We start from the raw sequence: 26,149 nt of genomic DNA on the forward strand, positions 1-26,149 counted from the left end.
GGCCGATCTTGAGCGCGGCGCGCGTGCGCCGGCGGACGCGGCGAGCGGGGTGGGGTCAGCGGGTGAGGGCGGTGGTGACCTCGGTGCGGGAGGTGACGCCCAGTTTGCGCAGGATGCTGGAGACGTGCACGGCGGCGGTCTTCGGGGAGATGTAGAGCCTGCGGGCCAGCTCGGCGTTGGTGAGGCCGTCGGCGACCAGCAGGGCCACCTCGCGTTCGCGGGTGGTCAGCGCGGCCACGCCGGTGATGGTCTGGCGGCCGTCGGCGGGGGCCAGGCCGAGCTGCGCCCGCAGTTGGCCGAGCTGCTCCACCCGCCAGCCGGTCCAGCGGCGCAGCAGCTCGCCGGCGCGTTCGACGCAGCCGGCCGCCTCGGCGTCGCGGCCGAGCGCGAGCAGGCAGCGGGCCGCGCCCAGATGGGCGGTGCCGCGTACGGCCAGGGCCAGCAGCGGTGACTCGGCGACGGAGCGGTAGCCGTCCAGGGCCGCCGAGTCCTGCCCGCACACCTCGGCGAGCTGCGCCTCGACCAGTGCCCGCCAGTGGTCCCAGACCTGCCCGTCGAGCAGCTCGTCGGCCAGCTGGCGCAGGCGGGGCAGCGGCAGCCCGGCGTGCAGGGCCGCGGACAGCAGGTCGTGGGCCTGCTCGCCGCTGCGCCACGCCTGCCGGCGCAGGTCGTCGAGGACCCGGTCGAGCAGCGCGTCGGCGGCGTCGAGGTCGCCGCGGCGGCAGGCCAGGTGGAACCCGAGGCTGTCGAGCACTATCGGGTCGACCTTCTCGATGACGGACAGGTCGCTGATCAGGCGCTGCACGCGGTCGAGGTTGCCGGACTCCAGGCACAACCCGGCCAGGAACACGGCGTGGAAGTCGGCTCTGCGGCCCGAGTGCAGGTAGCCGCGGTCGCGGGAGCGGCCTTCGTCGAGCGCGCCGATCGCGGCCTGCAGGTCGCCTTCGCGCATGGCCAGGCGGGCCAGGCCCTGGAAGTACGCGGCGACCGCGAGCGCCTCGAAACCGGCCCGCTCGGCGTCGCCGCGCATCCGTTCCAGCAGCTCGGCCTGCTGGGTCAGCGAGGACGTCTGCGGCATGTTGACCAGCCGGTTCAGCGCCCGCGCGGCGAGCACCCACTCGCCGAGCTTCTCGGCCTCGTCGACGAGCCCGGACAGGATGGCCCGGCCCTCCGCGGACCGGTTCGGGTCGCCGGTGAGCACGGTGCCCTTCTCGACCAGGGCGGCCAGCCGGATCTGCGGCAGGTCGAACTCGTCGGCCAGCGCCAGGGCCCGGTCCGCGAAGTCGAGGGCCGCGTCGTCATGGTCGCGCAGCATCGCCGACTGCGCCACCGCGGTCATCGCGCGGGCCTTGTCCGCGCCGGGCGGCAGCTGGGCGATGAGCCGTTCGATGTCGGCGGTGACCCGCTCCATCCACGGCTCGTCGTCGGCCTCCCAGGCGAGCCGGATGAGCAGGTAGAGCGCGTCCGCGCGGTCGGTGGGGCCGGTGGACAGGTCGCGCCAGCGCTGGGCGTACCCGGCGGCGTCGTCGAGCAGCCCGGCCAGCCACGCCGCGCGGGCCGCGGCCGACAGCAGGGTCAGGTCCTCGGGGTCTTCGGCCATGCCCATCTCGGCCAGCTGCAGTGCCTGGTAGGCCGACCCGATGGCCAGGTACAGCACCGCGCCGCGGCGGGCGGCGGACACCATGTCGGCGTACCGGCCGGCGGCCTGGGCGTGGTGGGCGACCAGGGCCGGGTCGGCGTCGCCGCCGTCGAGCAGCGCCTCCAGGGCGCTCTCGTGCAGGCGGCGGCGCTGGCGGCCGAGCATCTGCCCGGTGATCGCCTCGCGCACCAGCGCGTGCCGGAAGCTGAACTCGTCCTCGCCGGCCTCGACCAGCACGCCGCGCACGACCAGGTCGCGCAGGATGCCGATCAGCTCGTCCTCCCCGGCCCCGGTGACCGTCGCGAGCAGATCGAACGGGGCCCGCCTGCCGAGCACCGCGGCGGCTTCGACGACCCGCTGCGCGTCGGCGTCGAGGCTGGCCACCTGGCGGCGCAGCACCTCGGCGAGGCTCCACGGCAGCGGCTGCTCGACCAGGGAGTCCAGGTCTTCGGGCCGGCAGGAGCCGAGCAGCTCCTCCAGGAAGAAGGGGTTGCCGCCGGTGCGGTGGTAGAGCGCGGCGGCGGTGCGGTACGACACCGGGCGGCCGGTGACCGTGGCCAGCAGCGCGGCGGTCTCGGCCTCGGTCAGCCGCTCCAGGCGCAGGTGCGCCACGGCGTGCCGGCGTTCCATCCGCTCCAGCAGCGAGGCGAGCGGGTGCCGGCTGCTGACCTCGTCCGGCCGGTACGTGCCGATGAGCAGGCGCGGGCCGTCGGTGTCGGCCAGGCGCTCGAACAGCGCGGCGCTCTCGGAGTCGGCCCAGTGCAGATCCTCGAACACGATCACCGAGGGGTCGTCGCCGACCAGGTCGGCGACCAGCGCAAGCCCGCTGTGCAGGCGCTCGACGGGGCTGCGCCGCGGGTCGGTCAGCGCGGCCAGCCGCTCGGCGTCGACCTGCGCCCCGTCGGCGCCGTCGATCGCGTCGAGCAGCAGCTCGTAGGGGCGGGCCAGGGAGTCGGGTTCGGCCTGGCCGACCAGCACCACGGCCTGCTCGGGAAGGGTCGGCAGCAGCTCGCGGACCAGCCGCGTCTTGCCGATGCCGGGCTCGCCGCCGACGAAGACGACGGCCGGACGGCGTGCCGCCACCAGCTGCGTCAACTGCCGCAGCTCGCGGTCACGCCCGACCATCGTCGAGCTCACCCCACCTCGCTGACTTCCCACGGCCGACACCTTACCGGCGCGGCCGGACAGGTCAGGGGCCCATTTCCGGCGTACGGGCCTGTGGGCTCGCTCTCATCGCGCAGCCTGCCGGGCTGTCGTTTCCGTACAAGACGATCGGGTTCGCCGCCTCCTAGGCTGAACGCGACCAGTGCGGCGACCCGGTCGCCCGATGATGAGGAGAACCACCATGCGCGATCTCGTCTATACCGCGTTCATGTCGCTCGACGGTGTCGTGGACTCCCCGGGCGGCGGGCCGGGCGAGGAGCACCGCAGCGGAGGCTGGGTGTTCAAGGACATCGAGTTCCTGCCGGAGGCGTTCGCGCTCAAGGGTGAGGAGCTGGCGCAGACCAGCGCGCTGATGTTCGGTCGCCGCAGCTACGAGGCGTTCGCGCCGACGTGGCGCGACTCGGCGGACCACGCCGCCTACAAGGACCTGCCCAAGTACGTCGTCTCGGGCACGCTGGGCGAGGACGCGCTGGTCGACGGCTGGGGCCAGACGACGATCCTGCGCTCGACCGAGGACGTCGCCGCGCTCAAGCAGGGCGAGGGCGGCGCGATCTTCATCCACGGCAGCGCGGAGCTGGCCCGGCGGCTGTCGGAGGCGGGCCTGATCGACCAGTACAACCTGCTGGTGTTCCCGGTGCTGCTCGGCGGCGGCAAGAGCCTGTTCAGCCGGGCCGACCTGGACAAGAAGACGCTGCGCCTGCGCGAGACCGAGGCCTACCCGAACGGCGTCGTCAAGATGGTCTACGACGTCGCCGTCTGATCCAGATCGAGGGCGATCGCACCGCCGGCACCGTCGTGCAGCTGCCGGGCGGTGCGCCCGATGTACCGGCGCAGTGCGCGGGCCAGGTGCGGGGCGTCGAAGTAGTCCAGCTTGAAGACGACGTCGGCGATCGGGACGCCGCCGGCCAGCAGGGCCGAGGCTTCCCGGGCTCGTTCGACCTGCCGCACCGTGCCCTGGGTGAGGCCGGTCGCGGCCTGGAAGCGGCGTTGCAGGGTGCGCGGCGAGACGTCGGGACGGTATCCCCGGAGCACGTCGGCGACCAGCGGGTCACGGACCACGGCACCGGCCCGGACCAGCCGCTCGACCAGGGCCTCGGCGTCGTCGGGGCCGGGGGTCTCCCAGCGCGCGCCGTCGAGCCGGAACGTGCGGTGGGTCGTGTCGGGCAGTTCCACGCCCGCGTCGACGAGGGCGGGCGTGGGCACGGCCCGCAGCGACGTGCCGAGGGCGAACTCGACGCCGACGAAGGCGGCGCCTTCGGGCACGGCAGCGGTGCGGGCGCCGGTCTCGGGGCCGGTGACGGCGGCGTACGCCGCGCCCCGCTGCCGCCAGAAGACCAGGCCCCAGCGGACCGCCGCCACCGACGTCATCTCGGTGACCTGCTCGCTCGTGCAGGTCCACACGGAGTCGACCCAGGCGGAGTCCGACCCGCGCGTCTCGAACCGCAGCACCACCAGGCGAGGATACGGCTCCGGGGCCTGCCTTCGGGTGCGTCGGCGGCGGGTCCATCCAAGATGTCGAATACCGACAGGTCGTGTCGAGTACGCCTGACTGTCGCTTCAGGACGGCATCACGCAGCGTGACCGAAAGGTGGGTGAGCCGGGTCACCTGAGGGCTTCCCCGCCGAAAGGGAGTCGGTTAGCCTTACCTAACTTTAGGTTGCCCTTCCTTAAGCGAGAACGGACTTCCCCATGCGCATCTGGCGCCCGATCGTTGCCGCCGCGGCACTGAGCCTGACGCTCGCCGCCTGCGCCTCGACCGACACCCCCGCGACGACGCCGACGTCGGCCGGCCCGTGGCAGTTCACCAACGGCAACGGCGAACTCGTCAAGGCCGACAAGACGCCGAGCCGGATCATCGCGCACGCCGGAGAGGCCGCCGCGCTCATGTCCTTCGGCATCAAGCCGGTCGGCATCTACGCCGACGAGTCGGTCAAGACCGACCCGAACCTCAAGGGCCTCGACCTCACCGGCATCGAGATCCTCGGCGAGGAGTGGGGCAAGATCGACGTCGAGAAGGCCGCCGCGCTGCGCCCCGACCTGATCGTCGCCGACTGGTGGCCCGCCGAGAAGGCGCACAGCGGCCTCGAAGAGGGCGTCGACGAGAAGAGCAAGAAGCTCAAGGAGCTGGCCCCGATCGTCGGCGTCGCGCAGGGCAAGTCGATCGCCGACCTCGCCGAGGGCTACGAGGACCTCGCGCAGAGCCTCGGCGCCAAGGTGGACGCCCCGGAGATCGCCGCCGCCAAGAAGAAGTACGAGGACGCCGTCACCGCGTTCAAGGCGGCCGTCGCGGGCAAGCCCAACCTCACCGCGCTGGCGATGTCCCCGGCCGACGACAAGGTCTACGTCGCCAACCCCGAGTACGCGCCGGAGCTGCTCGACTTCCAGAAGTGGGGCCTGAAGGTCGTCAACCCCGACAAGCCCGACCCCGGCTTCCCGTACTGGGAGAACCTGAGCTGGGAGAACGCCGACAAGTACCAGCCCGACCTGATCCTGTGGGACGGCCGCTCCTACACCGACACCGCCAACGCCGAGTGGGGCAAGAAGCAGCCGACCTGGTTCGCGATCAAGGCCGCCAAGGCGAACGCGGTCGTCTCCTGGCCCGCGTACTGGCTGCACACCTTCGGCCACTTCGCCACCGAGCTGGACAAGCTCACCACGGCGATCAAGGCCGCCGACGAGAACATCGGCAGCTGACCCTCCGCACATGAGCACCTCGACAGTACGTGCGCGGCGAGCCCTGGCCCTCGGGCCCGGGCTCGCCATGCTCTGCGTGATCCTCGCCCTGGTCGCCTTCCTGAGCATCACCCTCGGCTCCCGCGACATCGGCCTGACCGACGTGCTGCGCGCGCTGGCCGGGCTGGACGGAAGCTCCATCGAGCACACCGTCACCGTCGAGATGCGCGTGCCGCGCACCCTGCTCGGCGTCGGAGTCGGCGCGGCCCTCGGCGTCGCCGGGACGGTCCTGCAGGGCGTCACCCGCAACCCGCTCGCCGACACCGGGATCATGGGCGTCAACTCCGGCGCCGCCGCGTTCGTCGTGCTGGCCATCACCGTGCTCGGCGTACGCGGCGTGAACGTCTACATCTGGTTCGCGTTCGCCGGGGCGATCCTGGCGGTCCTGCTGGTCTACGCCATCGCGTCACTGGGCCGGGAGGGCGCGACCCCGGTCAAGCTCGCCCTCGCCGGAGCCGCCGTCACCGCCGGCATGGGCTCGCTCACCACCGGCATCGTCATGACCAATGTGGACGCCCTCAACGAGCTGCGCTTCTGGCAGGTCGGCTCGCTCGCCGGCCGGTACGCCCCGATCCTGTCCGGGGTCGCCCCGTTCCTGATCGTCGGGTTGATCGCGTCGCTGGCCTGCGGCAGGGCGCTCAACGGCCTCGCCCTGGGCGAGGACACCGCCCGTGGCCTGGGCCAGCGGGTCGGGCTCACCCGCGCCGCCGCGTTCGCCGTCGTCGCCGTGCTCGCCGGAGCCGCGACCGCCGCGTGCGGCCCCGTCGTGTTCGTCGGACTGATCGTGCCGCACCTGGCCCGGTTCATCTGCGGTCCCGACTACCGCTGGATCCTGCCGTACTCGATGCTGCTCGCCCCGATCGTGCTGCTGCTCGCCGACATCGTCGGCCGGGTCGTCGCCGCGCCCGGGGAGCTGCAGGTCGGGGTCGTGCTCGGGGTCCTGGGCGCGCCGGTGTTCGTCGGCATCGTCCGCTACGGCAGGTTGTCGGAGGCCTGACATGACAGCAACCGCCACCCGGACCAGCGCCGCCACCGCGGCCGCGCTGCGGGCCACCCGCCGCCACCGCGCCGCACGCGCGTTCGCCGCGACCACCGGCCTCACCGCCGCCGTCGCCGCCCTGTTCGTGCTCACCATGATGGTCGGCAGCTTCCGCCTCACCGCCGGTGAGGTCGTCACGTCGGTGCTGCACCTGGCCGACGTGCCCAGCGTCGACTTCGTGGTACGCGGCCTGCGCCTGCCGACCGCCCTGTCGGCGCTGACCGTCGGCCTCGCCCTCGGCGCGTCCGGCACCGTGTTCCAGCAGCTGCTGCGCAACCCGCTCGCCTCACCCGACTTCGTCGGCATCACCTCCGGGGCGAGCCTGGCCGCGGTCAGCGGCATCGTCCTGTTCCAGGTCGGCGGGCTCGCCGTCTGCCTGCTGGCGCTCGGTGGCGCGGTCACCGCGGCCCTGGTCATGTACCTGCTCGCCTGGCGCGACGGGGTCAGCGGCTACCGGTTCATCCTCATCGGCATCGGCGTCGCCGTGTTCTTCGAGGGCCTCACCGGCTACATGCTGATCAAGGCGGAGCTGTTCGAGGCCCGGCAGGCCATGCACTGGCTGACCGGCTCGGTCGGCCAGGCCGGCGACGACGAGCTGAAACTGCTCGGCGGCGCGCTGGTCGTGCTGCTGCCGCTGGCCGTGGTCCTGTCGCGCAAACTGCGCGTGCTCGAACTCGGCGACGACACCGCCCGCGCGCTCGGCTCCCGCGTCGAGCTGACCCGGGCCGCGCTGCTGGCCACGGCGGTGCTGCTCGTCGCGCTCGCCGTCGCGGTCGCGGGACCGATCGTGTTCGTCGCGCTGGTCGCCGGGCCGATCGCCAACCGGCTGCTCGGCCCCGCCACCGGCGGCATCGTCGCGGCCGCGCTCGTCGGCGCGATGCTGCTGCTGTCCGCCGACCTCGTCGCCGTGCACCTGCTGCCCACCGCGCTGCCGACCGGTGTGGTCACCGGCGCGGTCGGCGCACCGTACCTGCTGTGGCTGCTGGCCACGACCAACCGGAAGGGAGCAGGCGGATGAGCCGACTGCGCGCCGAAGGCCTCACCCTCGGCTACGACGCCGAGCCGATCGTCCGCGACCTCGACGTCACCGTCCTCGACGGCAAGGTGACCGCGATCGTCGGCGCGAACGCCTGCGGCAAGTCCACGCTGCTGCGCGGCCTGGCCCGGCTGCTGCGCCCCCGCTCGGGCGACGTCCTGCTCGACGGCAAGGCCATGGCCGGCCTGAGCACCCTGGAGGTCGCCAAGGTGCTCGGGCTGCTGCCGCAGTCCCCGATCGCCCCGGACGGCATCACCGTCGCCGACCTGGTCGGCCGGGGCCGGTACCCGCACCAGGGCTGGTTCCGCACCTGGACCGACCGCGACCATGACGCCGTCGCCCGCGCCCTCGACGCGACCGACACCGCGGACCTGGTCAACCGGCCGCTGCGGGCGCTGTCCGGCGGGCAGCGGCAGCGGGTGTGGATCGCGATGGCCCTGGCCCAGGACACCGACCTGCTGCTGCTCGACGAGCCGACCACCTACCTGGACATCAACCACCAGGTGGAGCTGCTGCGCCTGCTGCGCACCCTGAACGGGCAGGCGGGAAAGACGATCGTCGCGGTGCTGCACGACATCAACCTCGCCGGCCGGTACTGCGACCACATCATCGCGATGGCGGGCGGCGCCATCGTCGCCGAGGGCGCCCCGGGCGAGGTCATCACCGCCGAGCTGATTCAGAAGGTCTTCGGCCTGGCCTGCGTCGTCGTCGCCGACCCGGTGGCGGGAACGCCGATCATCGTGCCGGCCGACTAGAGCGCGCCGGCCGAGACCGCCCGATGCGCAACCGGACAGGGGTGCGTGACGGAAGGCACCGCGCCTGCGGTCGTGCCGCGGCCCTAGCCGCAATCCTTGGTCAGCACGCGGTTCGGAGTGCGCAGGGTGCGACCGTCTGCCGTGGACAGCTCGACCGACCAGGTGAACGGCCCGGTCGATGCGGCCGTCACCGCGAAATGGGCGCTCAGCCGGTCCGCGGACACTGTCATCGCCTGCCGCCGCGTGAACCCGCGCAGCTCGCGGTGCAGCGTCGCGCCGGACAGCGGGCTGTCGGTGTAGACGCGATACACCGCGTGCAGGCCGCCGGAGGCGGTGCAGATCACCTCGGTGACGGAGGTCCGGGCGAACGGCGGCCGTGGCGACGGGCTGCGCGGTGGCGCGCTGCGCCGCGGTGACGGCCGGGCGGTGCGGGTCGGCGGCGCGGTCGACGGCGACCCGGAACCGGCCGTCGGTGAAGCCAGCCCGCCGGTCGGGTCGGCAGCCGAGGGCGCGGCCAGGCCCGGTTCGCCCGGTTCCCAGGCCATCGGCTCCGGACTGGTGGTGACCTGCGCGACCGGCAGCCCGGCCGCGCCGATTCCGGCCGCGCCACCGCACGTGGCGAGCAGCAGCACCGCGGCCACGGCCAGCACAGGACGGCCGCGCAGCAGACCCCGGGGAGGCTGTTCGGGGAACCCGGTCTCGCGGTTCCAGCACGGCTCGCCACCGGCCTGGCGTGGTTCCATGGCGTGGTGGTCGGTCGAGGGCCGGGTGCTGTCCGGTGCGGCGGGGAAGGCCAGGGCCGCGAAGACGGTGAGCAGCGTACGCGGGTCCATCTGCCGTCCCCGGACGGCGGAACACAGGGCGCACTGCTCGATGTGCCGGTGCAGCCGCTTGCGCAGCAGCGGGGTCAGCGTGCCGTCCCAGCCGCCGAGCAGGTCGGCGAGGTCCTGGCAGGCCGACGGCGTACGCGCGACCAGCAGCGCCCCGAGCGCGTCGGCCAGCCCCGCGCGCGCCCGCGACAGCCGCGCGTTGGCGTGCTTGACCGACACGCCCAGCGCGGCCGCGATCTCGCCGGTGGACAGGCTGTGCCGGATCGCCAGTTCGATGACCTCCCGGTCGGCGGCCGACAGCCCGCCCCCGGCCGCACGCACCAGCCGCCCGACGTAGTCGGTGTGCACCCGGGCGGCCGGGTCGGCGAACCCGGCGCTGAGGTGGTCGAACGTGTCGACCGGGGCGACCCGGGCCCGGTGGCGCACCTGGCGCAGCGCGACGTTGCGGGTGATGGCGTAGAGCCACGGCCGCAGCGCCGCCGGGTCGCGCAGGCCGGCCGCGTTGCGCCCGGCGAGCAGGAACGCGTCGTGCACCGCGTCGGCGGCGGCGTCCGGCGCGCCGACGATGGTGGCCGCGTAGGCGACCAGGCGGTCGGCGTAGCGCCGGTAGGCCGCGTCCAGCGCCGCCGGGTCGCCGTCGGCCAGCGCGACGGCGAGGGTCGAGTCGTCCACATCAACCACCGTAGATAGATGTTCGGGGATGGGGCAGGTCGGCGGCGGGTTGCCGACAGCCGCCGGTGACGGCGGGCCGCCCGTGCGGCCCGCCGTCACCGCCGGAACAGGACGCGCAGATCGCGTACACCCGCGTCGACCAGTTGCCGGCGTACCCGTCGGCGTCCTCCATCGCGACCGCCACGGTCTGGTCCAGCGCCCCGGACGGGTAGAGCCCGCCGTACAGCGCCTGGCCCGCCGGGGTGCTCATGGTCGCGCCGAGCCCGTGCGTGAACTTGCCGACCGGGCAGCTCGCCCCGACGACGTCGTCGGTCGAGTCGGGCCCGACGAGCGCCGATACCAGCTGCAGGCCGGGCAGCGGGTTGGCGCACACCCCGTAGCTGTACAGGCTCCAGTTCCCGGCGAAACCGCCCTGGGCCTCGTACGCGGTGGAGGTGGTGGAGGCCAGGCCGGCCGCCGGGATGGAGCTGTTGATGATGACCCGGCCGCCGCCGTTGAGCACCCGGGCACCGGTGCTGAGCAGCTGCTTGCCCGCCGGGCAGGTCGCGGTGGCGGACTTGCTCGCCGAGGAGTCCGACAGGGTCAGGTAGCTGACGTACTCGAGCCCGGCCGGGGCCGTGCCGCAGATGGCGTACGCGTGCACCTGCCAGGCGGACCCGTACGCGCCGATCTCGGCGGCCGAGGCGGTGAAGTCGTCGGAGCTGCCCAGTGCCTGCAGCCGGGTGAAGCTCACCTGCCGGTTGCCGCCGGAGATGAACCCGCCGCCGCCCAGCACCCGGGTGCCGGTGGGGCAGCTGGCCAGCGCCGACTTCTCCGCCGTCGAGTCGACCGCGGAGACCGCCGACACCAGCGACATGTTCGGCACGGCCGAGGCCGGAGCCGCGACCAGGACCGCGGCGGCGCTGACCGCGAGCGCGGCCAGGGCGATCCGGAGTTTCATGGTGTTCCCCTTCCGAAAGGTGGGTCTGTCGGGAGTAGGAGCACCGGGCGGCGGCAGGGACAACACTTTCCGCGCCACTGTTTTCGCGGCCGGGGTGACGTGCCGCACGATCGTTCGCGGCCGGGTTTCCGGCGAACCGGCGCGGGTAGGGTGGATCATGCCTTCGGACAGGTCACGATGGGCGGCCGGGCTCGCCGTCGCCGCCGCGGTCGCCGGCACCGCCGCCGTGATGTACGCGCTCGGCGTGCTGCCCGAGCCCTGGACCCGCGGGTACATCAGCGAGGGCGGCGTGGCCTCCAGCCCCCGGGGCGGGGTGTACCGGGTGGGCATCCTGACCCTGGCCGGTTCGCTGGCGTTGCTCGGGCTGGCGCTGCGGCGGCTGGTGCCGTTCGTGTGCGGGATGCTGGTCACCGCGAGCGTCTTCGGCGCGGGTTCGGCGGCGGTGTCGTGCACGCCGGGCTGCCCGCTGCCGCCCTACGAGCCGTCGACGCCCGCGGACCTGGTGCACGCCGGGGCGAGCGTGGTCGCCGTCGGGCTGGCGGTGCTGGCGATGTCCGTCGTGGCGCTGGCCTCGCTGCAGCCGGTGCTGCGCGCCGTTGCGCGGGCGTTCGCCGCGGTGACGCTGCCCCTGGCGCTGCTGCTGGTGGTCGGCCTGCTGGCGATCGGCCGGGGCCTGTTCACCAGCGTGCTGGAGCGGGTCGCGCTGGCGCCGCTGGTGGTCTGGGTCGTCGTCACCGGGGTGCTGCTGTGCCGGCCGGTGCCGCGGCAGGTCACGGCAGGTGCGGAGTCTGCCGCCCAGGTCGTCGGCGCTCGGAGCCGGTCCGCGGCCGGATAACCGACAGAATCGGGCTCGGCTCCCCACTCGCGGTAGATCACCGCTCTGCTGCACTATGTCGATCGTGGACATTCTTGGACCCGTGCTCGGATTCCTCGGCGGCGCGTTGGCCGTCGGGCTCGGCTTCCTGCAGTGGCGGCGCACCGAGCGCAACCGGCGCACCCGGGAGCTGAGCCAGCGCAGCGCGGGTGCGATCGAGGAACTGCAGACCCGGCTGCGCCAGCTGCAGATCCTGTCCCGGGGTGGGGCCATCTCCGCCGAGGCGCTGGCCGAGCAGGCCCGGCACCTCAACATCTTCCTGATCGAGAAGCGCAGCGTGCTGGACGCCGAGATCGAGACGGCCGCCCGCGACTACCTCGCGGCGCTGAGCGACATCCACCGCGAGATCTCCGACGCGGGCGCCGCCGCCGAGGAGGACTGGGCGAACACGATGGCCCGCCCGCGCAGCGAGAGCGAGGCGTTGCGCAACGCGGTCGAGCGCATGGAAGCGGCCGAGACCGCCCTGACCGGCCGCCTGCACCGGGCCTGGGAGAACATGCCCGCCAGCTGACCGGGTGGCGCGTCAGCCGAGGTGCACGGCCGCCGGTTCGGCGAGCGAGCCCTCGAACCGGGCCGCGCGCACCACCGGGACGGCGATCGCCGCCGCGGCCGCCATCCCGGCGAGGATCACGACGGCCATCGCCGGCGCGTCCGCACCCAGCACGCCGACCATCGGCGCGGCCACCGCCCCGACGCCGAACTGCACCGCGCCCAGCAGCGCCGCCGCCGTTCCGGCCGCTTCGCCGTGGCGCGACATCGCCAGGGCGGGCGCGTTGGGCAGCGCGAGGCCGCAGGCGGCCAGGACCGTCCACAGGGCGCAGAGCAGCGCGGGCAGACCGCCGAACCCGGTCACGGTCAGCATCAGCAGGACCGCCGCCGCGCCCGCGCCGCCCGCCAGCGCGCCGAGCAGGATGCCCTGCGGGGTGTACCGGCGCAGCAGGCGCACGTTGAGCTGGGTCGCGCCGATCAGCCCCGCCGCCCCGGAGCCGAAGACGATCGCGAACTGCTGCTCGTCCAGGCCGTACTGCTGCTGGAACACGAACGACGAACCCGCGACGTACGCGAACAGCCCGGCCATGGCCAGGCCCGCCACGAGCACCAGCCCGACGAACGTCCGGTCCCGCAGCAGCGTGCCGTACATCCGCAGGGTGCCCGCCGCTCCGCCGGTGCGCCGCCGCTCGACGGGCAGGGTCTCGCGCAGGCCGAACATCGCCACCAGGGTCAGCGCGACCCCGAATCCGGCCAGCGCCACGAACACGCCCCGCCACTGCGTCCAGCGCAGCACCGCCCCGCCCAGCGTCGGCGCGAGCACCGGGGCCGCGCCCATGACGAGCATCAGGCGGGAGAACAGCCGGGCGAACGCCGCCCCGCTGAACAGGTCCCGGACGACGGCCATGGCCACGACCGAGGATGCCGCGACGCCGAGGCCCTGCAGGACGCGCAGCGCGCCCAGGCTCACGACATCGGGGGCGACGACGCACAGGGCGGAGGCGAGCACGTGCAGCAGCAGCCCGAGGATCAGCGGCCGGCGGCGGCCGTAGGCGTCGGACAGCGGGCCGATCACCAGCTGGCCCAGGCCGAGGCCGGCCAGAGTGCCGGTCAGGGTGAGCTGCACGGCGGTGGAGGTCGTGCCGAGGTTGTCGGTGATCGCGGGCAGGGCCGGCAGGTACATGTCGATGGTCAGCGGGCCGATCGCGATCAGCGAGCCGAGGACGAGCACCAGCCGCAGCCGCTGCCCGCCGCTCATCAGTTCACCGGGCGGAGCAGAGGCTGCGGCGGGAGTCGAGGTCACGCTGACATCAACTGGATACCGGCGGGTAGATTCCCCGCCCCTGAGGTGTCGCAGGTCACAACCCGGAAGGTCACATGGGTGGTGGCGGCACCGGCGGGATCGGCGACGGGGCCGGCGGCGGAGGCGTCGGCGGGGGAGCCGGTGTGGGCGGCGGCGGCATCGGTACGGGTGGCTGCACAGGATCGCGTGGGTCGGTCATCTTCTGCCTCCTGCTGTCGATGGTTCAGCCGTACCCCGGAGGTGGCCGCCGCCAAACCGCGCGGGCAGGCCGCCTGGCGCAGGTTCGGGCGCTCGGGGCGGTATGGGAAGCCCTCGCATGGGTAGGAGGTCGGCACACGAGACCGGAAGAGGGGTGGGGGCGATGTCGCTGCGTCCCGAGGAGCAGGCATGTCTCGACGGGCTGGCCGAGCGGACCAGGGCCGGCGACCCGGTGTTCGTGCTGGGCCTGAGCACGGGCGTGGTGTGCCCGCCGGTGGAGTACCGCAGGCGCAGTGCGGCGCGCCTGGGCTTCGCGCTGGCCGCCGCCGCCGTGCTGTTGGCGATCTTCCTACTGCTGGTGGGCTGGATCGGTGGCGGCTTGATCGCCCTGTTCGCCGCCGCGGGAGCGGGCACCGCCGCCCGACGATGCGCGCTGCAGCCGGGCGTTCCCCGCGCCGGTCAGCCGGGAGTACGCGACATCCCGGCGTGAGCATCGGCAGGACCCCATGTCGTCACGAACCACCGGACCATGATCACGTTCGACGTCCGGGGAGGTCGATAGCATCTGCCGCATGATCCTCGCGCTCGATCACCTTGCCGGGTATGTGGACCGTGACCTCGACGCCGATCTCGCGCGCTGGTACCCGGACGCGCCGACGGTGAGCATCCCCGCCGAGGTCCGCGCCGTCGAGCCGTTCCTGGCCAAGCTCCCGCCCGCCGCCGCGGCGGCGCTGTCCGCATTCGACCGGCGGGTCCGTTCGGGGGCCATGCCGCAGTTCCTCGACATCTACGACTGGTCGTACGGCTTCGACTTCGCCGCCAACGAGTGCGAGATCCTGGACTCCGACTACACCACCGTGGTGTCCGGCGACGACGTGTGGTCGATCGGCGCCGACGGCGGCGGCAACTACTACGTCGTGCTGACCAGCGGCCGCGTCGCGGTCTGGTTCCACGAGGAGCAGGTGATCGAGGCGGACACCCAGTTCGACAACCTCGACGTGTTCCTGTGGTCGGTGGTGCGGCACGGTGCCGTCCGTGCGGGCGTTCTGAACCGGTCCGACGTGGAGGGCGACTTCCGGTCGCTGAACCAGCCCGGCGCGCTCGAACCCGAGATCGGCCTGCTCGCCGGCCTCTGACGGCCGCGCACACGGGTTCGGAGCGCGTCGGGCCGGGGCGCGGCACACGTCCCGGCCCGACGGGCCTCGGTGGTCAGCTCACGGCCTTGCGCAGCAGCGCGCCGATGCGGGCCTCGGCGGCGGCGGTCAGCTCCGTCAGGGCGTACGCGGTCGGCCACATCGTGCCGTCGTCGAGGTTCGCGACGTCGTTGAAGCCGAGCGTGGCGTACCGCGACTTGAACTTCGCCGAGTTCTGGAAGAAGCAGAGCACCTTGCCGTCGCGGGTGTAGGCGGGCATGCCGTACCAGAGCCGCGGGGCCAGCTCCGGCGCGTTGGCCTTGACCAGGGCGTGGACGCGCTCGGCCAGGACACGGTCGGCTTCCGGCATCTCGGCGATCTTCGCGAGGACGGTGGCCTCCTCGTCGGCCTTGGCGCCGCGGCGCGTGGCGGACTTCAGTTCCGCGGCGCGGTCCTTCATCGCGCCGCGCTCCTCGTCGGTGAAGCCGTCGTACTTCTCGGCAGCCTTCGTGCTCTTGTCGGACGTCTTCGTGGCCTTCATGACGAATCTCCTTTGAATCAGGTGGTGTGCGCTGTCCGTGCCGGGCCCTTCCGGGCGGGTCGTTCGTGCTTTCAGCATCGCCCGTGGGCCGCTCCGCGGGCATCCGTGGCGACCACGGAACGCGGCACGGAACGCGGGTCCGGGTGCCCGCCGGGTGGCGAGGCCGCTAAGTTCTCGATGGCGGCCCGGCTACGGGCTCGACGGCCGAACGGAGCGACGACGTGACCGGGTTCGACACGGCCGAGGAGCTGCGGCGGCGGCTGGCCGACCGTTCCGCGGTGTGGGAGTTCCTGCGCCTGTTCACCGCTGCCTGGGGGCTGCCGGGCGAGCCGGTCGCCGCGCCGGACGAGGTGGCCGACCGACGGGGGTTCGGGCTGCCGGTCGCGCTGCGCGAAGAGTACGCGTGCAACGGGCTGCTCGATCCCCGTGGCATGGAGGCCGAGGACGGTCCGCTGGCATTCACGGCTGGGCAGCTCGTGCGGACGCACGGCGACGACTGGATGTGGGCGTGGGTGCGCGCGCAGACCCCGGCCGACCTGGAGCGGATCTTCGCGGCGTTGCCGGGCGCCCGCTGGAGCCAGTGACCGGCACTACCCGATAGGCGCACCCGCCAGGAACCGGGAGACCGGACGGACGAGCTCGTCCTGGGCGGTGACGGCGGCGTCATGGGCCGCTCCCGGGACGATGAGCGCCTGGCCGTGGGGGATCGCCTCGGCCAGCGTCCGGCAGTTCTCGGCGAAGTGCTCCGGGCTGCGGGCACCGGCGGCGAGCAGGACCTCAGCGGTGATCCCGGCGTAGTCGCCGGGCGGGCCGTCGTGTTCGCGGATGCGGCGGATCTCGGGGAGCACGGCGGGCAGCAGGTCGGCCGCGGCCCGCCTGCTCGGCGTGCGCAGCAGCAGCCGGTTGACCCGCAGCGCGAAGCCGAAGGGCAGTTTGGCGGCGAGCCCGTCGGGATGGGTCCCCTGGGCCAGCGCGGTCAGCGCTCGGGCCTGGTCACCCGAGAGCACGGCCTGTTCCAGCGGCTCCAGGAAGTCCCACGCCGGGTGGCCGGACACTGACAGGCTCGGGTCGTAGACCGCGATGCGGTACAGCGGCAGGCCCAGCCCCGCGCGCAGGGCGAGGAAGCCGCCGCTGCCATGCCCGAGGACGCTGCGGGCGCCGGTGTGCCGGAGCACCGCTGAAAGGTCGGCGAGATCGGTTCCGAGGGTCTCGGAGCCGTCCAGCGGGGCCGCGCCGGGCAGGCCGCGCCTGTCGTAGAGGTGCACGGTGAACCGGTGTTCCAGAGCCTCCGCCAGCCCGTGGTAATGCTGCTGCGCGATGCCGCCCTCGTGCAGGATCACCACGTCCGGCCCGGTGCCCGTCGTGTGCACCGTGATCGGTGCGCCGTCCGCGGACGTGATCCCGTCGACCCGCATCGAGCCCTCCTTCAGCGGTGGACGCCTTGAAGCCGTGCTCTCCACCGGTCGACATTAGATCACCAGGGCCTGTTCGCGTGGGGCCGAGCACCTGGGCCGCACGCTCAGGTGGCGACGTCCTGCAGCGCCGCGGCGAGTGCCTTGAGGTCGAGCCCGGTCAGGTGGTCGAGGAAATGTCGGCGTACCGAGGCCAGGTTGGTGGGCCAGGCTTCGGTCAGGCGGGCGAGGCCGGCGTCGGTGAGCACGGCGTTCCAGCCTCGGGCGTCCGCTTCGCTCCTGACCCGCTGAACGAAGCCCTCGCCTTCCAGCCGGCCCACGATGCGGCTCATGCCGCTGAGGGACATCTCGCTGGTGGCGGCGAGTTCGGTCATCCGCAGTCGGCGCTCGGGCGCCTCGGACAGGTACTTCAGGACGAGGAACTCGGTGAAGGGGAGCCGCTGCTCGCGGACCATGTCGGCGTCGATGGCGCGGGGCAGGGCGTACATGAGGCGGCTGAGGGACCGGACGAGGGCGTCCTCGGCCGGGCTCAGCGGCTGCGGCTCGCCGGTGGGGCGTGCTGTGACGGCAGACATATCCCCAGCTTACTTGCTTGACGAAGGAAATAGTGGCGCTATGTTTGCTTGACGAAGCAAGGACATCGTGGGATGACTGGACAAGTGTGGAGGAACGGACAGATGACCAGAATCGGGATCATCATCGGCAGCACCCGGCCGGGACGCAACGGGGCGGCCGTGGGGCAGTGGGTGTACGACGTCGCCCGGCAGCGCGCCGACGCCGAGTTCGAAATCGTCGACCTCGTCGACTACAGGCTGCCGCACCTGGACGAGGCGTACCCGCCCTCGATGGGCCAGTACACCCAGCCGCACACCCTGGCGTGGGCGAGCAGGATCGCGTCCTTCGACGGGTTCGTCATGGTGACGCCGGAGTACAACCACTCGACGTCGGGCGCGCTGAAGAACGCGATCGACTTCCTGTACGGCGAGTGGAACAACAAGGCCGTCGGCTTCGTCAGCTACGGCTCGGTGGGCGGCACCCGGGCGGTGGAGCACCTGCGCCTGATCGCGGGTGAGCTGCAGTTGGCCGACGTGCGTTCGCAGGTGGCGCTGTCGCTGTTCACCGACTTCGAGAACTTCAGCGTGTTCAAGCCCGGCCCGCACCAGCGGGACACGCTCAACACGACCCTCGACCAGGTGGTGGCGTGGAGCAGGGCCCTCGCGCCGCTGCGCGCCAAGTGACCTCGCACCGCTGGCAGACAGGAGGAGTCTCATGGGAACGCTCGACGGCAAGGTTGTACTGGTCACCGGCAGCGGCCGGGGTCTGGGGCGCGCCTCGGCGCTGGTCTTCGCGCGGGAAGGCGCGAGCCTCGTTGGCCTGGACATCATGACCGACGCCAATGACGAGACGGTAGACCTCGTCCGTCGTGGCGGCGGGGAGATGACCGGCATCGCGCCGGTCGATCTCACCGACCCGGAGCAGGTACGGCGAGCCGTCGACGACGCCGCGGCCGCCTACGGCGGACTCGACGTCGTCTACAACAACGCCGCCGTGGTCCGCTTCGGTCCGATGCCGGAGTTCACGGTCGAGGACTGGCGTACGACCATCACCGGCGAACTCGACATTCCGTTCTTCGTGTCGAAGTACGCGTGGCCGCATCTGGTCCGCCGCGGTGGTGGCGTCATCCTCAACGTCGCGTCCATGGCCGGCATGGTCGCCGGCGCGGTCCCGCCGATGGTCGCGCACAGTGCCGCCAACGCGGGCGTCATCGCCATGACGCGGCAGCTCGCGCTGGAGGGCGCGCGCCACGGCATCCGTGCCGTGGCGATCAGTCCGGGGCCGACCCTGACCCCGCTCAGCGACCGCGATCTCGGCGACGATCAGGCCGCCCGGGACGCGATAACCAGCAAGACTCTGCTCAAACGGTTCGCGCGGCCGGAGGAGGTCGTGGAACTGGCGGCGTTCCTCGCCTCCGATCGGGCGTCCTACATCACCGGCGCCAACTATCCGGTCGACGGAGGTTCGACCGCCTGGTGACACGCAGGGCTGCCGCCCCTCGACAGCCTGTTTCGAGGGGCGGCAGCCCTGGCAGGATCGTGGCTTGGTCAGCGGCGCAGCGGGCGAAGGCCGACGCGCAGCTCTTCGGTGAACGACTGCGGCTGTTCCCAGGCGGCGAAGTGCCCGCCCTTGTCGAGCTTGTTGTAGTGCAGGAGCTTCGGATAGGCCCGCTCGACCCAGCTGCGCGGCGCCGAGTAGATCTCATCCGGGTAGGCGCTCACGGCCACGGGCACGCCGACGCCCTTCGGGGCGAAGAACGCCAGCTTGTTCTCCCAGTACAGGCGCGACGCGGAGATCGCGGTGTTGGTCAGCCAGTAGAGCGTGATGTTGTCCAGCACGTCGTCGCGGGTCAAGCCCTCCTTCTTGCCCTGGAAGACGCGTGCGATCAGTTCGGTGCTGCGGGCGTCGTGGTCGAGGATCCAGGCGGCCAGCCCGACCGGCGAGTCCGCGATGCCGTACAGCGTCTGCGGGCGGTTGCCCATCTCCTGGGCGTAGGCCAGGCCCTTGGCGTAGAAGAAGGTGAGCTGGTCGAAGGCGTGCCGCTCCTCCTCGGACAGGCCGGAGGGCGGTTCGGCTCCGGCCAGGGCCGCCTTGTCGATCTCGGGTGGCACCGCGCCGGCCATGTTGGTGTGGATGCCGAGCAGCTCAGGGGCCGCCTGCACCCCCATCATGTCGACGATGAGCGCCCCCCAGTCGCCGCCCTGCGCGACGAACTCGTCGTACCCGAGCCGCTTCATCAACTCGACCCAGGCCCGTCCGATGTGGTCGGGGCCCCAGCCGGTGGTCTTCGGCGTGCCCGAGAAGCCGTAGCCGGGCATCGACGGGATCACCAGGTGGAAGGCGTCCTCGGCCTTACCGCCGTGCGCGGTGGGGTTGGTCAGCGGCTCGATGATCTTCAACTGCTCGACGATCGATCCCGGCCACCCGTGCGTGATGATCAGTGGCAGGGCGTTCTCGTGCTGGGAGCGGACGTGGATGAAGTGGATGTCCAGCCCGTCGATCTCGGTGATGAAGTTCGGGTAGGAGTTCAGGCGCGCCTCGCACTTGCGCCAGTCGTACTTCGTCGCCCAGTGCTTCGCGAGCGCCTGCATCGTCGCGAGCTGCACGCCCTGCGTCAGGTCGTCGACGGTCTCCTTTTCGGGCCAGCGCATGGCCTCGATGCGGGATCGCAGGTCGTCGAGCTGCGACTGCGGCACCTCGACGGTGAACGGGCGGATCGCTGTCTTCTTGCTTTTGGCAGGCACGCGTGCCCCCTTTGCCGTGGCGGATTCTGTGCGCGAATGGAATCGGCTGGTCGAATTCATCCGATTTAGGAGCTTTTTTCACTTAGCTGCCTTATGGTATTACGGTTCGCCACGCCGTGCCGGCACTACCGCACGTTCAGCCGGAATCGCTGCAGCGGCTGCACCACCGCGGCCCGGACGACACCGGGGTGGTGCTTATCGAGGCGACGCCGTGTTCGGCCACAAACGACTGGCCGTCATCGACCTGCGTCAAGGACGTGTCCGCGGCCAACAAGCGCGAGCATCCGGCAGTGGGCCTACACCGGCGGCGGAGCGCGCCTCCGCGGCCGCGCCCGACCGGGTCTCCGGGGCGGCGGCACCTTGTCGCGGATCGTATGCTCTCCTTGAGCGTTCGCTCAAAACGGGAGGGCAGGACATTGTGATCACCATTAAAGGTGCTGGTAGAGGTTCGGTCCGGCTGGTCGTCACTACCGGAGTCACCCTCGACGCAGCGCCCAATGAGGTGTGGCCGCTGCTGACCGACTCACGGATGGATCGCGCACCGCGTTGCCCGGTGTTCGTCGTCGGCACGCCCCGCCCCGTCGCCTGTACGCTGCCCGGCGGTGTCGGCGGTGTCGGTGCCCAGCGCGAGTGCCAGGCGGAGCAGGGAGTGGTCCACCAGCGCATCACGCGCTGGGAGCCGGCCGAGACCTTGGAGTTCCGCATGGAGGAGACCGATCTGGCGTTCGCCAGGTGGGTGACCGGAATCGAGGAGCGGTTTCAGCTGGTGTGCCAGGCCGGCGACCGCACCCGGCTGACCAGGACCACCACCGTCGCCGTGCGCGGCGCATTCCCGACCCTCATCGCCCTGGCGACGTCCGTCGGGCTCAAGTCGGTACACCGGTACGTCTTCACGTCATGGCGACGGCAGTGTCGAAGCGCATCGCACGGCCCGCGGCGCATCCAGGCGGCCTGACCGCGCCCTGACGTGGCACACGTGCAGATGGTCACCGCCCGCGTCGGCGGCGTGGGTCACCAGTCTCGCCACTCGCCGGCGGCCTCGTCGACGCCACGGCGCTCCGGCAACACCTCGACGTCGAGACGGGCCTCAGCGAGCACCTCCTAGATGTACTCGCTCAGCTCCTCTCGGGTTGGTGGCCTACGCCAACTGGAACGGGTACGCGGGGCCCGGTGGGTCCTCACCGACCCGGCCGTCGACGGCCTCCCGGATGAGATCGGCGTGGCCGTTGTGCCGGGCGTACTCCTCGATCATGTCGACCAGCAGCCGGCGTAGCGTGAGCAGGCTGCCGTCCGGTGCCGTGTACACGGTGTCGACCCCGGTCGTCAGCAGCACCTCGGTCACCGCTCGCCGGGACCGGCCGACGGCCTGCTCCCACAGCTCGAACAGGTGCGCGGGCTCGTCGTCAGCGGCCGACCGCCACTCCCAGCCGGGCTCGGCGTCACGTTCCAGGTCGCGCCACGGCGCAGGCAGCTCGGCGCCGGTCAGGTCACCGGTGAAGTTCACGTCCTCCATGTAGGCGAGGTGTTTGAGCAGCCCACCGAGGGTCATCGCCGATACGCCCGCACGTTTGCGCAGCCCTGTGCTGTCGAGCCCGGAGCACTTCCAGGCGAACGTGGCACGCTGCCGTTCCAGGGAGCCCAGCAGGGTCTCCGCCTCACCCGCAATGGCCGGCGGCTCGGGATAACCCTGCGCCTCGACAGAAGTCATGCCAGACCCCTACCCGGCGGTGCGGTGATCAATCGTGTGCTGCGTTCACGGCGAGCCGGGATTGCGGCGCAGTCCGGGGTGGACGCCCTGGGGGTTGCCGGAGTTCTCGGCCATGTGCTGCAGCAAGCCGAGCAGCTGTCGCCGCTGTTCGCCGGAAAGGCCGGTGAGCAGGTCCTCTTCCTCGGCGTCGGCGATGGCACGCGCCTGTGGCAGCAGGGTGCGGGCGGCGTCGGTCAGGTGGATCGCGTGCGCCCGCCGGTCCGCCGGATGCCGCCTGCGTTCGGCGAGCCCGCGCTGCTCCAGGTCGTCGAGCAGCCCGACCATGACCTTGCGGTGGATGCCGAGCGCCTCGGCGAGCTGCTGCTGGGACCGGCCCTCGCCCTGGGCCAGGTGCATGAGCAGGCCGAAGTGGCTGGGCTGGATGTCCAGTGCGGCCAGGCGCTCGGTGAACCGCATCGCGGTGTGGAAGCCCAGCTGCGACAGCAGGAAGTTGGTCCGCTCGTTGAGCGGTCGGTCCGAAGGCGGAGGCACGGGAGTATTGTACCGCCGAGATATTGTCCGGTAGGGTAACAATTACTGAGACTCCCTATTTCAGGAAGAGGGGCAGCTGATGAAACTGACTGTCTTCGGAGCCACCGGCGGCATCGGCGGGCACATGGTGCGCCAGGCACTGGACGCCGGACACGCGGTGACCGCCGTGGTCCGCGATGCGGCGCGTTTCGAGCTGCGGCACCCGGCCCTGGAGGTGGCTGCCGTTCGCGGTCTGACCGACCCGGACCTGCTACTGCCCGCGGTGAAGGGCAGCGACGCGGTCCTCTCGGGCGTCGGCTCCCGTGGCCGCAAGGCCGGCACCACGGCCTCCGACGCCACCCGTGGAATCCTCGGCGCGATGGCGGCTACCGGGGTCCGCCGCTTCGTGGCGGTGAGCGCCGCCCCGGTCGGCCCGCCCGCCGAGGGGGAGGGTTTCTTCGGCCGCCGCATCCTGCTGCCGATCGTCAGCGCGGCCTTCAAGGAGGTGTACCGGGACCTGGCGGTGATGGAGGACCTGATCCGGAACAGCGGCACCGAGTGGACGGTGTTCTGGCCGCCCAAGCTGGTCGACAAGGCGGTGACCGGCCGATACCGCAGGGTCGTGGGCGGCAACGTCGCCCGTGGCCACACGATCTCCCGCGCCGACGTGGCACATGCCATGCTGGCCGCGCTCGGCGACCCGGCGACGATCGGCCGCGCCGTCGGGGTCGCGTACTGAGCCGGATGACGCCGTGCTCGGCGGTTCCTTGGGCGAGCACGGCGGCGGTGTCTGGACACCCCGCGTTAACAAGCACGTAGTCGATGCCCGACGGTCGTATATGGATGATCGTCATACAGTCGATCCGCTGCCAGCGGGCCTGACGCGATAAGTAAGATCACCGCGGTGATCAACAGCAGATGGTTACGGGCCATCCTCATAGGACCGTCGGTCGCGTTGTCGGCCGTCTTTCCGACGGCGGCCTACGCCGATGACAACGAACCCGTCGAGACCGCCCCGCCGCCGCGGGTGGAGCTGGTCCTCGACGTCAGTGGATCGATGCGCGCCGCCGACATCGACGGCCGCACCCGGATCTCCGTCGCCCAGCAGGCGTTCAACGAGGTCGTCGACGCGCTTCCGGACGGAACAGAGCTCGGCATCCGCGTGCTCGGCGCGACCTACAAGGGCAAGGACAAGGCCGAGGGCTGCAAGGACACCCAGCAGATCGTGCCGGTGGCCCCGGTGGACCGGGCCGCCGCCAAGAACGCCATCGCCAAGCTGCGGCCCACCGGGTTCACCCCGGTCGGGCTGGCGCTGCGCGGCGCGGCCGAGGACCTGGGCACCGGCGAGACCGCCCGCCGGATCATCCTGATCACCGACGGTGAGGACACCTGCGCTCCGCCGGACCCCTGCGACGTTGCCCGCGAACTGGCCGCCAAGGGCACCCACCTGGTGGTGGACACCCTCGGCCTGGCGCCGGACGACAAGGTGCGCCGGCAGCTGGTCTGCATCGCCGCGGCCACCGGCGGGACGTACGCCTCCGCGGAGACGCCGGCGCAGCTGACGGACCGGATCAAGCAGCTCGTCGACCGGGCCAAGGACACCACCGTCGTGAAGCCTCCCGCGGTCGTGGCGGGCGGCAAGGAATGCGCCGGAGCGCCGCTGCTGGCACCCGGCGTCTACACCGACCGGGAGAAGATCTCCGAGCACCGCTGGTACCGGGTGCCGGTCCGCGTGGACCAGGAACTGCGCGCCTCGGTGAGCATCGCCCTGGACCGCCCGGTCAACCGGGACTACGGCGTACTGCTGCGTGCCACCGCGGCCGACGGCCGGGAGCTCGTGCGCGGCACCGACGCGGGCAGTGGACGCACCGACGTGCTGTCGACCGGCCTGCGCTGGTCGGCCCTGGAACCTGACGTCGAGTCGGACCAGCCGGCAGACGGTCCGACCACTCCGACCGAAGTCTGCCTGGTGATCAGCAATTCGTTCGCCAGCTCGACGTCGAACGACGCGCCGGGCATGCCTTTCGAGCTGACCATCGACGTGGTCGCCACCTCGCCCGCGCCGGACGCGCCGGGGCTGGGCAGCGGCTGGCTCCTGCTGCTGGTGCTGACCGTCGCCGGCCTGATCACCGGCGTGCTCGCCGGCTGGGGGACCCGCTGGTGGATCGCGACCTGGAGGACGAACTGATGCTGACCCGTGTGCGTACGCACCACCGCCTCGCGGCCGCCGTGTTCGCCGCGGCCTGCGTCGCCCTGATGCCGGCCGCCGCCATCGCCGCACCGACCCCCTCACCGGGATCGGCCACCGTCAACCGGGCCGGAACCTCGTTCCTCACCGCCACGGCGGTCAACGTCGGCCAGCCGATTCAGGTGGCAGCCACCACCGGCGACTACCTCTACTGGTCGTTCAGCGCCACGGCCGGGCAGACCACCGAGATCGCGCTGACCGTCGCACTCCCGCCCGCCGCGAAGCGGACCGGCGCGTCCACGTGGACGGTGGACGTCTTCGACGGGCTGCGCCGCCGCCAGGCGTGCACGGCCGGCGTGCAGACCCCGATCGCCGCCGCGACCGCCACCGAGGTCAGCCTCGGCTGCACCCTGCGCAGGGTGCGTTCCTGGGCCGAGCCGTGGTCCGGCGATCCGCTGCCCGGCACGTACTACGTCCGGCTGTCGGTCACCGATCTGCCCGAGCCGGATCTCGGCCTGCCGATCCAGGTCGACATGCTGCTCGGCGCCCACGGCGACGCCGTCGCCGACGACGGCGAGCTCAAAGCGCCGCTCGTTCCGCAGGTCAAACCCGGCCAGGTGATCACCGCAGCCGGATCGGTCGATCCCTCGGCCAGCCCCAGCCCGGACCCCGACGAGGCGACCGGGACGTTCGACTGGCTGCCGGACCTCTCGGCTCGCTGGATCTGGACCACGGTCGGCGGTGTCCTGGCCGCCGTCGCCGGTGTCTTCGGGTTCTCGCTGACCTGGCGTCGCCGCCGTAGCTGAAGGAAGCGCCCCTTCCTCCCCGGCATGCGGAGGAAGGGGCGCTGTCACGCTTGTCGGCCGCCGAGCGGGGCATCGTGGCACGGATGGGCGTGGCACCATGCGGCATGGCCGATGTCAGTCCCAGAAAGATCGCGGAGCTCGTTCTCGCGCCTGTGCTGTGTACGGCGCTGCTGCTGCTCGGGGTGATCACACTCGTTCTCGGGTGGGGCCTGACCGGCGACAGGACCATGGACCACGCGGACGTGGACTACGTCTACCTGCTGGGCACCGTGATCCTGTGCGGGCTGGCGGCCGCGGCGGCATACCGGATCGCGGGCCTGCTGCGGGCCCGCGGCTGGTGGCCGGTCCTCGCGGTGCTGGTCCCAGCCGTGGTGTTCACGGTCCTGCAGCTCGACAAGGCGTTCGGCAGGCGGGACTCCGCCCTGGTATGGCTGGCAGGCCTGCTGCTCGTGCTCGGGATCGTCGCGGTGCTCGCGGAGCGCGGTCTGCTCCGGCAGGCCTGGATCGTCGGAGTGCTCGGGGTGATCATCGTGGCCGACGTCGCGGTGCTGGCGCAGTTGCTGCATTCGAGCTCGGTCGACGGCGATCAGGTGCAACGACTCGACCGGGCGTACGCGCCGCTGTGGTTCGTGTTCGCGCTCATCGACTACGACTTCGGCCTCGACCCGCTCTCCTGGCACATCGGCGACTCGCTCGACATGCGCGAGGTGGGTTACCCGATGTACTCGATGATCGCGCTCGGCTACGTCGTGCGCTCGATGCGGCGCGACCCCGCAGCGGCGGACGCGGCAGAAGATCTTTGAAGTTTCTGCCGTACAGTCTGTCGATTCCGCGCGGGGCCGTTCGACGTACCGGCGTACCGACCCCGAACACCGCAGGA

The 26,149-nt window shown here is 72.1% G+C and carries 28 protein-coding genes; 17 read left to right on the forward strand and 11 right to left on the reverse strand.

What is annotated here, in order from left to right:
- Window positions 1-55: 55 nt before the first annotated feature.
- The gene (locus tag ACFQO7_RS16815) at window positions 56-2,797 is read right to left on the reverse strand and encodes a helix-turn-helix transcriptional regulator (RefSeq protein ID WP_376807200.1); all 2,742 of its coding nucleotides are present in this window, start codon (window positions 2,795-2,797) and stop codon (window positions 56-58) included.
- 187 nt (window positions 2,798-2,984) lie between these two features.
- On the opposite strand from ACFQO7_RS16815, the gene ACFQO7_RS16820 reads away from it, so the two are divergent.
- A complete protein-coding gene (locus ACFQO7_RS16820; protein ID WP_376807201.1) occupies window positions 2,985-3,563 on the forward strand; it encodes a dihydrofolate reductase family protein in 579 nt (192 codons plus the stop codon).
- Here ACFQO7_RS16820 and ACFQO7_RS16825 read toward each other — a convergent pair.
- Window positions 3,545-4,255, reverse strand: a complete 711-nt coding sequence (locus ACFQO7_RS16825) for a helix-turn-helix domain-containing protein (protein ID WP_376807202.1) — start codon at window positions 4,253-4,255, stop codon at window positions 3,545-3,547. The two genes, ACFQO7_RS16820 and ACFQO7_RS16825, sit on opposite strands and share 19 nt — an antisense overlap.
- A gap of 237 nt (window positions 4,256-4,492) precedes the next feature.
- Between ACFQO7_RS16825 and ACFQO7_RS16830 the strand changes: the two genes are divergently transcribed.
- Genes ACFQO7_RS16830 through ACFQO7_RS16845 form a run of 4 tightly spaced genes read left to right on the forward strand, consistent with a single transcriptional unit; the run spans window position 4,493 to window position 8,366 of the window.
- Window positions 4,493-5,497 (forward strand): ABC transporter substrate-binding protein, encoded by a 1,005-nt coding sequence (locus ACFQO7_RS16830; protein WP_376807203.1) that lies wholly within the window; start codon window positions 4,493-4,495, stop codon window positions 5,495-5,497.
- A gap of 10 nt (window positions 5,498-5,507) precedes the next feature.
- On the forward strand, window positions 5,508-6,533 hold the full coding sequence (locus ACFQO7_RS16835) for a FecCD family ABC transporter permease (RefSeq protein ID WP_376807204.1): 1,026 nt from the start codon (window positions 5,508-5,510) through the stop codon (window positions 6,531-6,533).
- A 1-nt stretch (window position 6,534) separates the two neighbouring features.
- Entirely contained in the window at window positions 6,535-7,593 is a 1,059-nt protein-coding gene (locus tag ACFQO7_RS16840) for a FecCD family ABC transporter permease (RefSeq protein WP_376807205.1), read from the forward strand.
- A complete protein-coding gene (locus ACFQO7_RS16845; RefSeq protein ID WP_376807206.1) occupies window positions 7,590-8,366 on the forward strand; it encodes an ABC transporter ATP-binding protein in 777 nt (258 codons plus the stop codon). Before ACFQO7_RS16840 ends, ACFQO7_RS16845 begins: the two co-directional genes overlap by 4 nt.
- Window positions 8,367-8,449: 83 nt before the next feature.
- Here the strand turns inward: ACFQO7_RS16845 and ACFQO7_RS16850 are convergent, their stop codons facing one another.
- Together ACFQO7_RS16850 and ACFQO7_RS16855 are read right to left on the reverse strand one after the other, a co-directional pair.
- Window positions 8,450-9,868: a sigma-70 family RNA polymerase sigma factor gene (locus ACFQO7_RS16850; RefSeq protein WP_376807207.1), complete on the reverse strand. Its 1,419-nt coding sequence runs from the start codon at window positions 9,866-9,868 to the stop codon at window positions 8,450-8,452.
- A gap of 1 nt (window position 9,869) precedes the next feature.
- A complete protein-coding gene (locus ACFQO7_RS16855) occupies window positions 9,870-10,808 on the reverse strand; it encodes a hypothetical protein (RefSeq protein WP_376807208.1) in 939 nt (312 codons plus the stop codon).
- Window positions 10,809-10,965: 157 nt separating this feature from the next.
- Between ACFQO7_RS16855 and ACFQO7_RS16860 the strand changes: the two genes are divergently transcribed.
- Together ACFQO7_RS16860 and ACFQO7_RS16865 are read left to right on the forward strand one after the other, a co-directional pair.
- Complete coding sequence (locus ACFQO7_RS16860) at window positions 10,966-11,643, forward strand: DUF998 domain-containing protein (RefSeq protein ID WP_376807209.1); 678 nt, start codon at window positions 10,966-10,968, stop codon at window positions 11,641-11,643.
- A 64-nt stretch (window positions 11,644-11,707) separates the two neighbouring features.
- Window positions 11,708-12,193, forward strand: coding sequence for a hypothetical protein (locus tag ACFQO7_RS16865; RefSeq protein WP_376807210.1), 486 nt, complete (start codon window positions 11,708-11,710; stop codon window positions 12,191-12,193).
- A gap of 12 nt (window positions 12,194-12,205) precedes the next feature.
- Here ACFQO7_RS16865 and ACFQO7_RS16870 read toward each other — a convergent pair whose 3' ends face one another.
- Window positions 12,206-13,429, reverse strand: a complete 1,224-nt coding sequence (locus tag ACFQO7_RS16870) for a multidrug effflux MFS transporter (protein ID WP_376807211.1) — start codon at window positions 13,427-13,429, stop codon at window positions 12,206-12,208.
- A gap of 406 nt (window positions 13,430-13,835) precedes the next feature.
- Here ACFQO7_RS16870 and ACFQO7_RS16875 point away from each other — a divergent pair, with 406 nt between their 5' ends.
- Together ACFQO7_RS16875 and ACFQO7_RS16880 are read left to right on the forward strand one after the other, a co-directional pair.
- Window positions 13,836-14,162, forward strand: coding sequence for a hypothetical protein (locus ACFQO7_RS16875; RefSeq protein WP_360539002.1), 327 nt, complete (start codon window positions 13,836-13,838; stop codon window positions 14,160-14,162).
- Window positions 14,163-14,244: 82 nt separating this feature from the next.
- Window positions 14,245-14,808, forward strand: coding sequence for a hypothetical protein (locus ACFQO7_RS16880; RefSeq protein WP_376807212.1), 564 nt, complete (start codon window positions 14,245-14,247; stop codon window positions 14,806-14,808).
- 73 nt (window positions 14,809-14,881) lie between these two features.
- Here the strand turns inward: ACFQO7_RS16880 and ACFQO7_RS16885 are convergent, their stop codons facing one another.
- The gene (locus tag ACFQO7_RS16885; RefSeq protein WP_376807213.1) at window positions 14,882-15,346 is read right to left on the reverse strand and encodes an iron chaperone; all 465 of its coding nucleotides are present in this window, start codon (window positions 15,344-15,346) and stop codon (window positions 14,882-14,884) included.
- A 221-nt stretch (window positions 15,347-15,567) separates the two neighbouring features.
- Here ACFQO7_RS16885 and ACFQO7_RS16890 point away from each other — a divergent pair, with 221 nt between their 5' ends.
- Window positions 15,568-15,930 (forward strand): hypothetical protein, encoded by a 363-nt coding sequence (locus ACFQO7_RS16890; protein ID WP_376807214.1) that lies wholly within the window; start codon window positions 15,568-15,570, stop codon window positions 15,928-15,930.
- A gap of 6 nt (window positions 15,931-15,936) precedes the next feature.
- Here the strand turns inward: ACFQO7_RS16890 and ACFQO7_RS16895 are convergent, their stop codons facing one another.
- Window positions 15,937-16,761 carry an alpha/beta fold hydrolase gene (locus ACFQO7_RS16895; RefSeq protein ID WP_376807215.1) on the reverse strand — a complete coding sequence of 275 codons (825 nt, stop codon included), beginning with the start codon at window positions 16,759-16,761 and terminating at the stop codon, window positions 15,937-15,939.
- Window positions 16,762-16,865: 104 nt separating this feature from the next.
- The gene (locus ACFQO7_RS16900; protein WP_376807216.1) at window positions 16,866-17,333 is read right to left on the reverse strand and encodes a MarR family winged helix-turn-helix transcriptional regulator; all 468 of its coding nucleotides are present in this window, start codon (window positions 17,331-17,333) and stop codon (window positions 16,866-16,868) included.
- A 102-nt stretch (window positions 17,334-17,435) separates the two neighbouring features.
- Here ACFQO7_RS16900 and ACFQO7_RS16905 point away from each other — a divergent pair, with 102 nt between their 5' ends.
- Together ACFQO7_RS16905 and ACFQO7_RS16910 are read left to right on the forward strand one after the other, a co-directional pair.
- The gene (locus ACFQO7_RS16905) at window positions 17,436-17,996 is read left to right on the forward strand and encodes an NADPH-dependent FMN reductase (protein ID WP_376807217.1); all 561 of its coding nucleotides are present in this window, start codon (window positions 17,436-17,438) and stop codon (window positions 17,994-17,996) included.
- Window positions 17,997-18,027: 31 nt separating this feature from the next.
- A complete protein-coding gene (locus ACFQO7_RS16910) occupies window positions 18,028-18,792 on the forward strand; it encodes an SDR family NAD(P)-dependent oxidoreductase (protein ID WP_376807218.1) in 765 nt (254 codons plus the stop codon).
- A gap of 68 nt (window positions 18,793-18,860) precedes the next feature.
- Here the strand turns inward: ACFQO7_RS16910 and ACFQO7_RS16915 are convergent, their stop codons facing one another.
- Window positions 18,861-20,057 (reverse strand): epoxide hydrolase family protein, encoded by a 1,197-nt coding sequence (locus tag ACFQO7_RS16915; protein ID WP_376807219.1) that lies wholly within the window; start codon window positions 20,055-20,057, stop codon window positions 18,861-18,863.
- 211 nt (window positions 20,058-20,268) lie between these two features.
- Here ACFQO7_RS16915 and ACFQO7_RS16920 point away from each other — a divergent pair, with 211 nt between their 5' ends.
- A complete protein-coding gene (locus tag ACFQO7_RS16920; protein WP_376807220.1) occupies window positions 20,269-21,012 on the forward strand; it encodes an SRPBCC family protein in 744 nt (247 codons plus the stop codon).
- Between the two features lie 183 nt (window positions 21,013-21,195).
- Here ACFQO7_RS16920 and ACFQO7_RS16925 read toward each other — a convergent pair whose 3' ends face one another.
- Window positions 21,196-21,765 carry a mycothiol transferase gene (locus tag ACFQO7_RS16925; protein WP_376807221.1) on the reverse strand — a complete coding sequence of 190 codons (570 nt, stop codon included), beginning with the start codon at window positions 21,763-21,765 and terminating at the stop codon, window positions 21,196-21,198.
- 45 nt (window positions 21,766-21,810) lie between these two features.
- Window positions 21,811-22,296: a MarR family winged helix-turn-helix transcriptional regulator gene (locus tag ACFQO7_RS16930; protein WP_376807222.1), complete on the reverse strand. Its 486-nt coding sequence runs from the start codon at window positions 22,294-22,296 to the stop codon at window positions 21,811-21,813.
- Window positions 22,297-22,375: 79 nt separating this feature from the next.
- Here ACFQO7_RS16930 and ACFQO7_RS16935 point away from each other — a divergent pair, with 79 nt between their 5' ends.
- The 4 genes from ACFQO7_RS16935 (at window position 22,376) to ACFQO7_RS16950 (ending at window position 26,072) form a co-directional block, all read left to right on the forward strand.
- Complete coding sequence (locus tag ACFQO7_RS16935; protein WP_376807223.1) at window positions 22,376-23,014, forward strand: NAD(P)-dependent oxidoreductase; 639 nt, start codon at window positions 22,376-22,378, stop codon at window positions 23,012-23,014.
- A gap of 165 nt (window positions 23,015-23,179) precedes the next feature.
- A complete protein-coding gene (locus ACFQO7_RS16940; protein WP_376807224.1) occupies window positions 23,180-24,463 on the forward strand; it encodes a VWA domain-containing protein in 1,284 nt (427 codons plus the stop codon).
- Entirely contained in the window at window positions 24,463-25,269 is an 807-nt protein-coding gene (locus ACFQO7_RS16945; protein ID WP_376807313.1) for a peptidase, read from the forward strand. Before ACFQO7_RS16940 ends, ACFQO7_RS16945 begins: the two co-directional genes overlap by 1 nt.
- Window positions 25,270-25,373: 104 nt before the next feature.
- On the forward strand, window positions 25,374-26,072 hold the full coding sequence (locus ACFQO7_RS16950) for a hypothetical protein (protein WP_376807225.1): 699 nt from the start codon (window positions 25,374-25,376) through the stop codon (window positions 26,070-26,072).
- The last annotated feature ends 77 nt before the right edge of the window (window positions 26,073-26,149 follow it).

Source organism: Catellatospora aurea, assembly GCF_042663325.1.
GTDB lineage: Bacteria > Actinomycetota > Actinomycetes > Mycobacteriales > Micromonosporaceae > Catellatospora > Catellatospora aurea.

Bases quoted from the DNA above. Each gene is read 5' to 3' on its own strand.
- ACFQO7_RS16820 (WP_376807201.1), top strand. From the start codon at position 2,985: ATGCGCGATCTCGTCTATACCGCGTTCATGTCGCTCGACGGTGTCGTG.
- ACFQO7_RS16830 (WP_376807203.1), top strand. From the start codon at position 4,493: ATGCGCATCTGGCGCCCGATCGTTGCCGCCGCGGCACTGAGCCTGACG.
- ACFQO7_RS16835 (WP_376807204.1), top strand. From the start codon at position 5,508: ATGAGCACCTCGACAGTACGTGCGCGGCGAGCCCTGGCCCTCGGGCCC.
- ACFQO7_RS16840 (WP_376807205.1), top strand. From the start codon at position 6,535: ATGACAGCAACCGCCACCCGGACCAGCGCCGCCACCGCGGCCGCGCTG.
- ACFQO7_RS16845 (WP_376807206.1), top strand. From the start codon at position 7,590: ATGAGCCGACTGCGCGCCGAAGGCCTCACCCTCGGCTACGACGCCGAG.
- ACFQO7_RS16855 (WP_376807208.1), bottom strand. From the start codon at position 10,808: ATGAAACTCCGGATCGCCCTGGCCGCGCTCGCGGTCAGCGCCGCCGCG.
- ACFQO7_RS16860 (WP_376807209.1), top strand. From the start codon at position 10,966: ATGCCTTCGGACAGGTCACGATGGGCGGCCGGGCTCGCCGTCGCCGCC.
- ACFQO7_RS16870 (WP_376807211.1), bottom strand. From the start codon at position 13,429: ATGAGCGGCGGGCAGCGGCTGCGGCTGGTGCTCGTCCTCGGCTCGCTG.
- ACFQO7_RS16875 (WP_360539002.1), top strand. From the start codon at position 13,836: ATGTCGCTGCGTCCCGAGGAGCAGGCATGTCTCGACGGGCTGGCCGAG.
- ACFQO7_RS16880 (WP_376807212.1), top strand. From the start codon at position 14,245: ATGATCCTCGCGCTCGATCACCTTGCCGGGTATGTGGACCGTGACCTC.
- ACFQO7_RS16885 (WP_376807213.1), bottom strand. From the start codon at position 15,346: ATGAAGGCCACGAAGACGTCCGACAAGAGCACGAAGGCTGCCGAGAAG.
- ACFQO7_RS16895 (WP_376807215.1), bottom strand. From the start codon at position 16,761: ATGCGGGTCGACGGGATCACGTCCGCGGACGGCGCACCGATCACGGTG.
- ACFQO7_RS16900 (WP_376807216.1), bottom strand. From the start codon at position 17,333: ATGTCTGCCGTCACAGCACGCCCCACCGGCGAGCCGCAGCCGCTGAGC.
- ACFQO7_RS16905 (WP_376807217.1), top strand. From the start codon at position 17,436: ATGACCAGAATCGGGATCATCATCGGCAGCACCCGGCCGGGACGCAAC.
- ACFQO7_RS16910 (WP_376807218.1), top strand. From the start codon at position 18,028: ATGGGAACGCTCGACGGCAAGGTTGTACTGGTCACCGGCAGCGGCCGG.
- ACFQO7_RS16925 (WP_376807221.1), bottom strand. From the start codon at position 21,765: ATGACTTCTGTCGAGGCGCAGGGTTATCCCGAGCCGCCGGCCATTGCG.
- ACFQO7_RS16935 (WP_376807223.1), top strand. From the start codon at position 22,376: ATGAAACTGACTGTCTTCGGAGCCACCGGCGGCATCGGCGGGCACATG.
- ACFQO7_RS16945 (WP_376807313.1), top strand. From the start codon at position 24,463: ATGCTGACCCGTGTGCGTACGCACCACCGCCTCGCGGCCGCCGTGTTC.
- ACFQO7_RS16950 (WP_376807225.1), top strand. From the start codon at position 25,374: ATGGCCGATGTCAGTCCCAGAAAGATCGCGGAGCTCGTTCTCGCGCCT.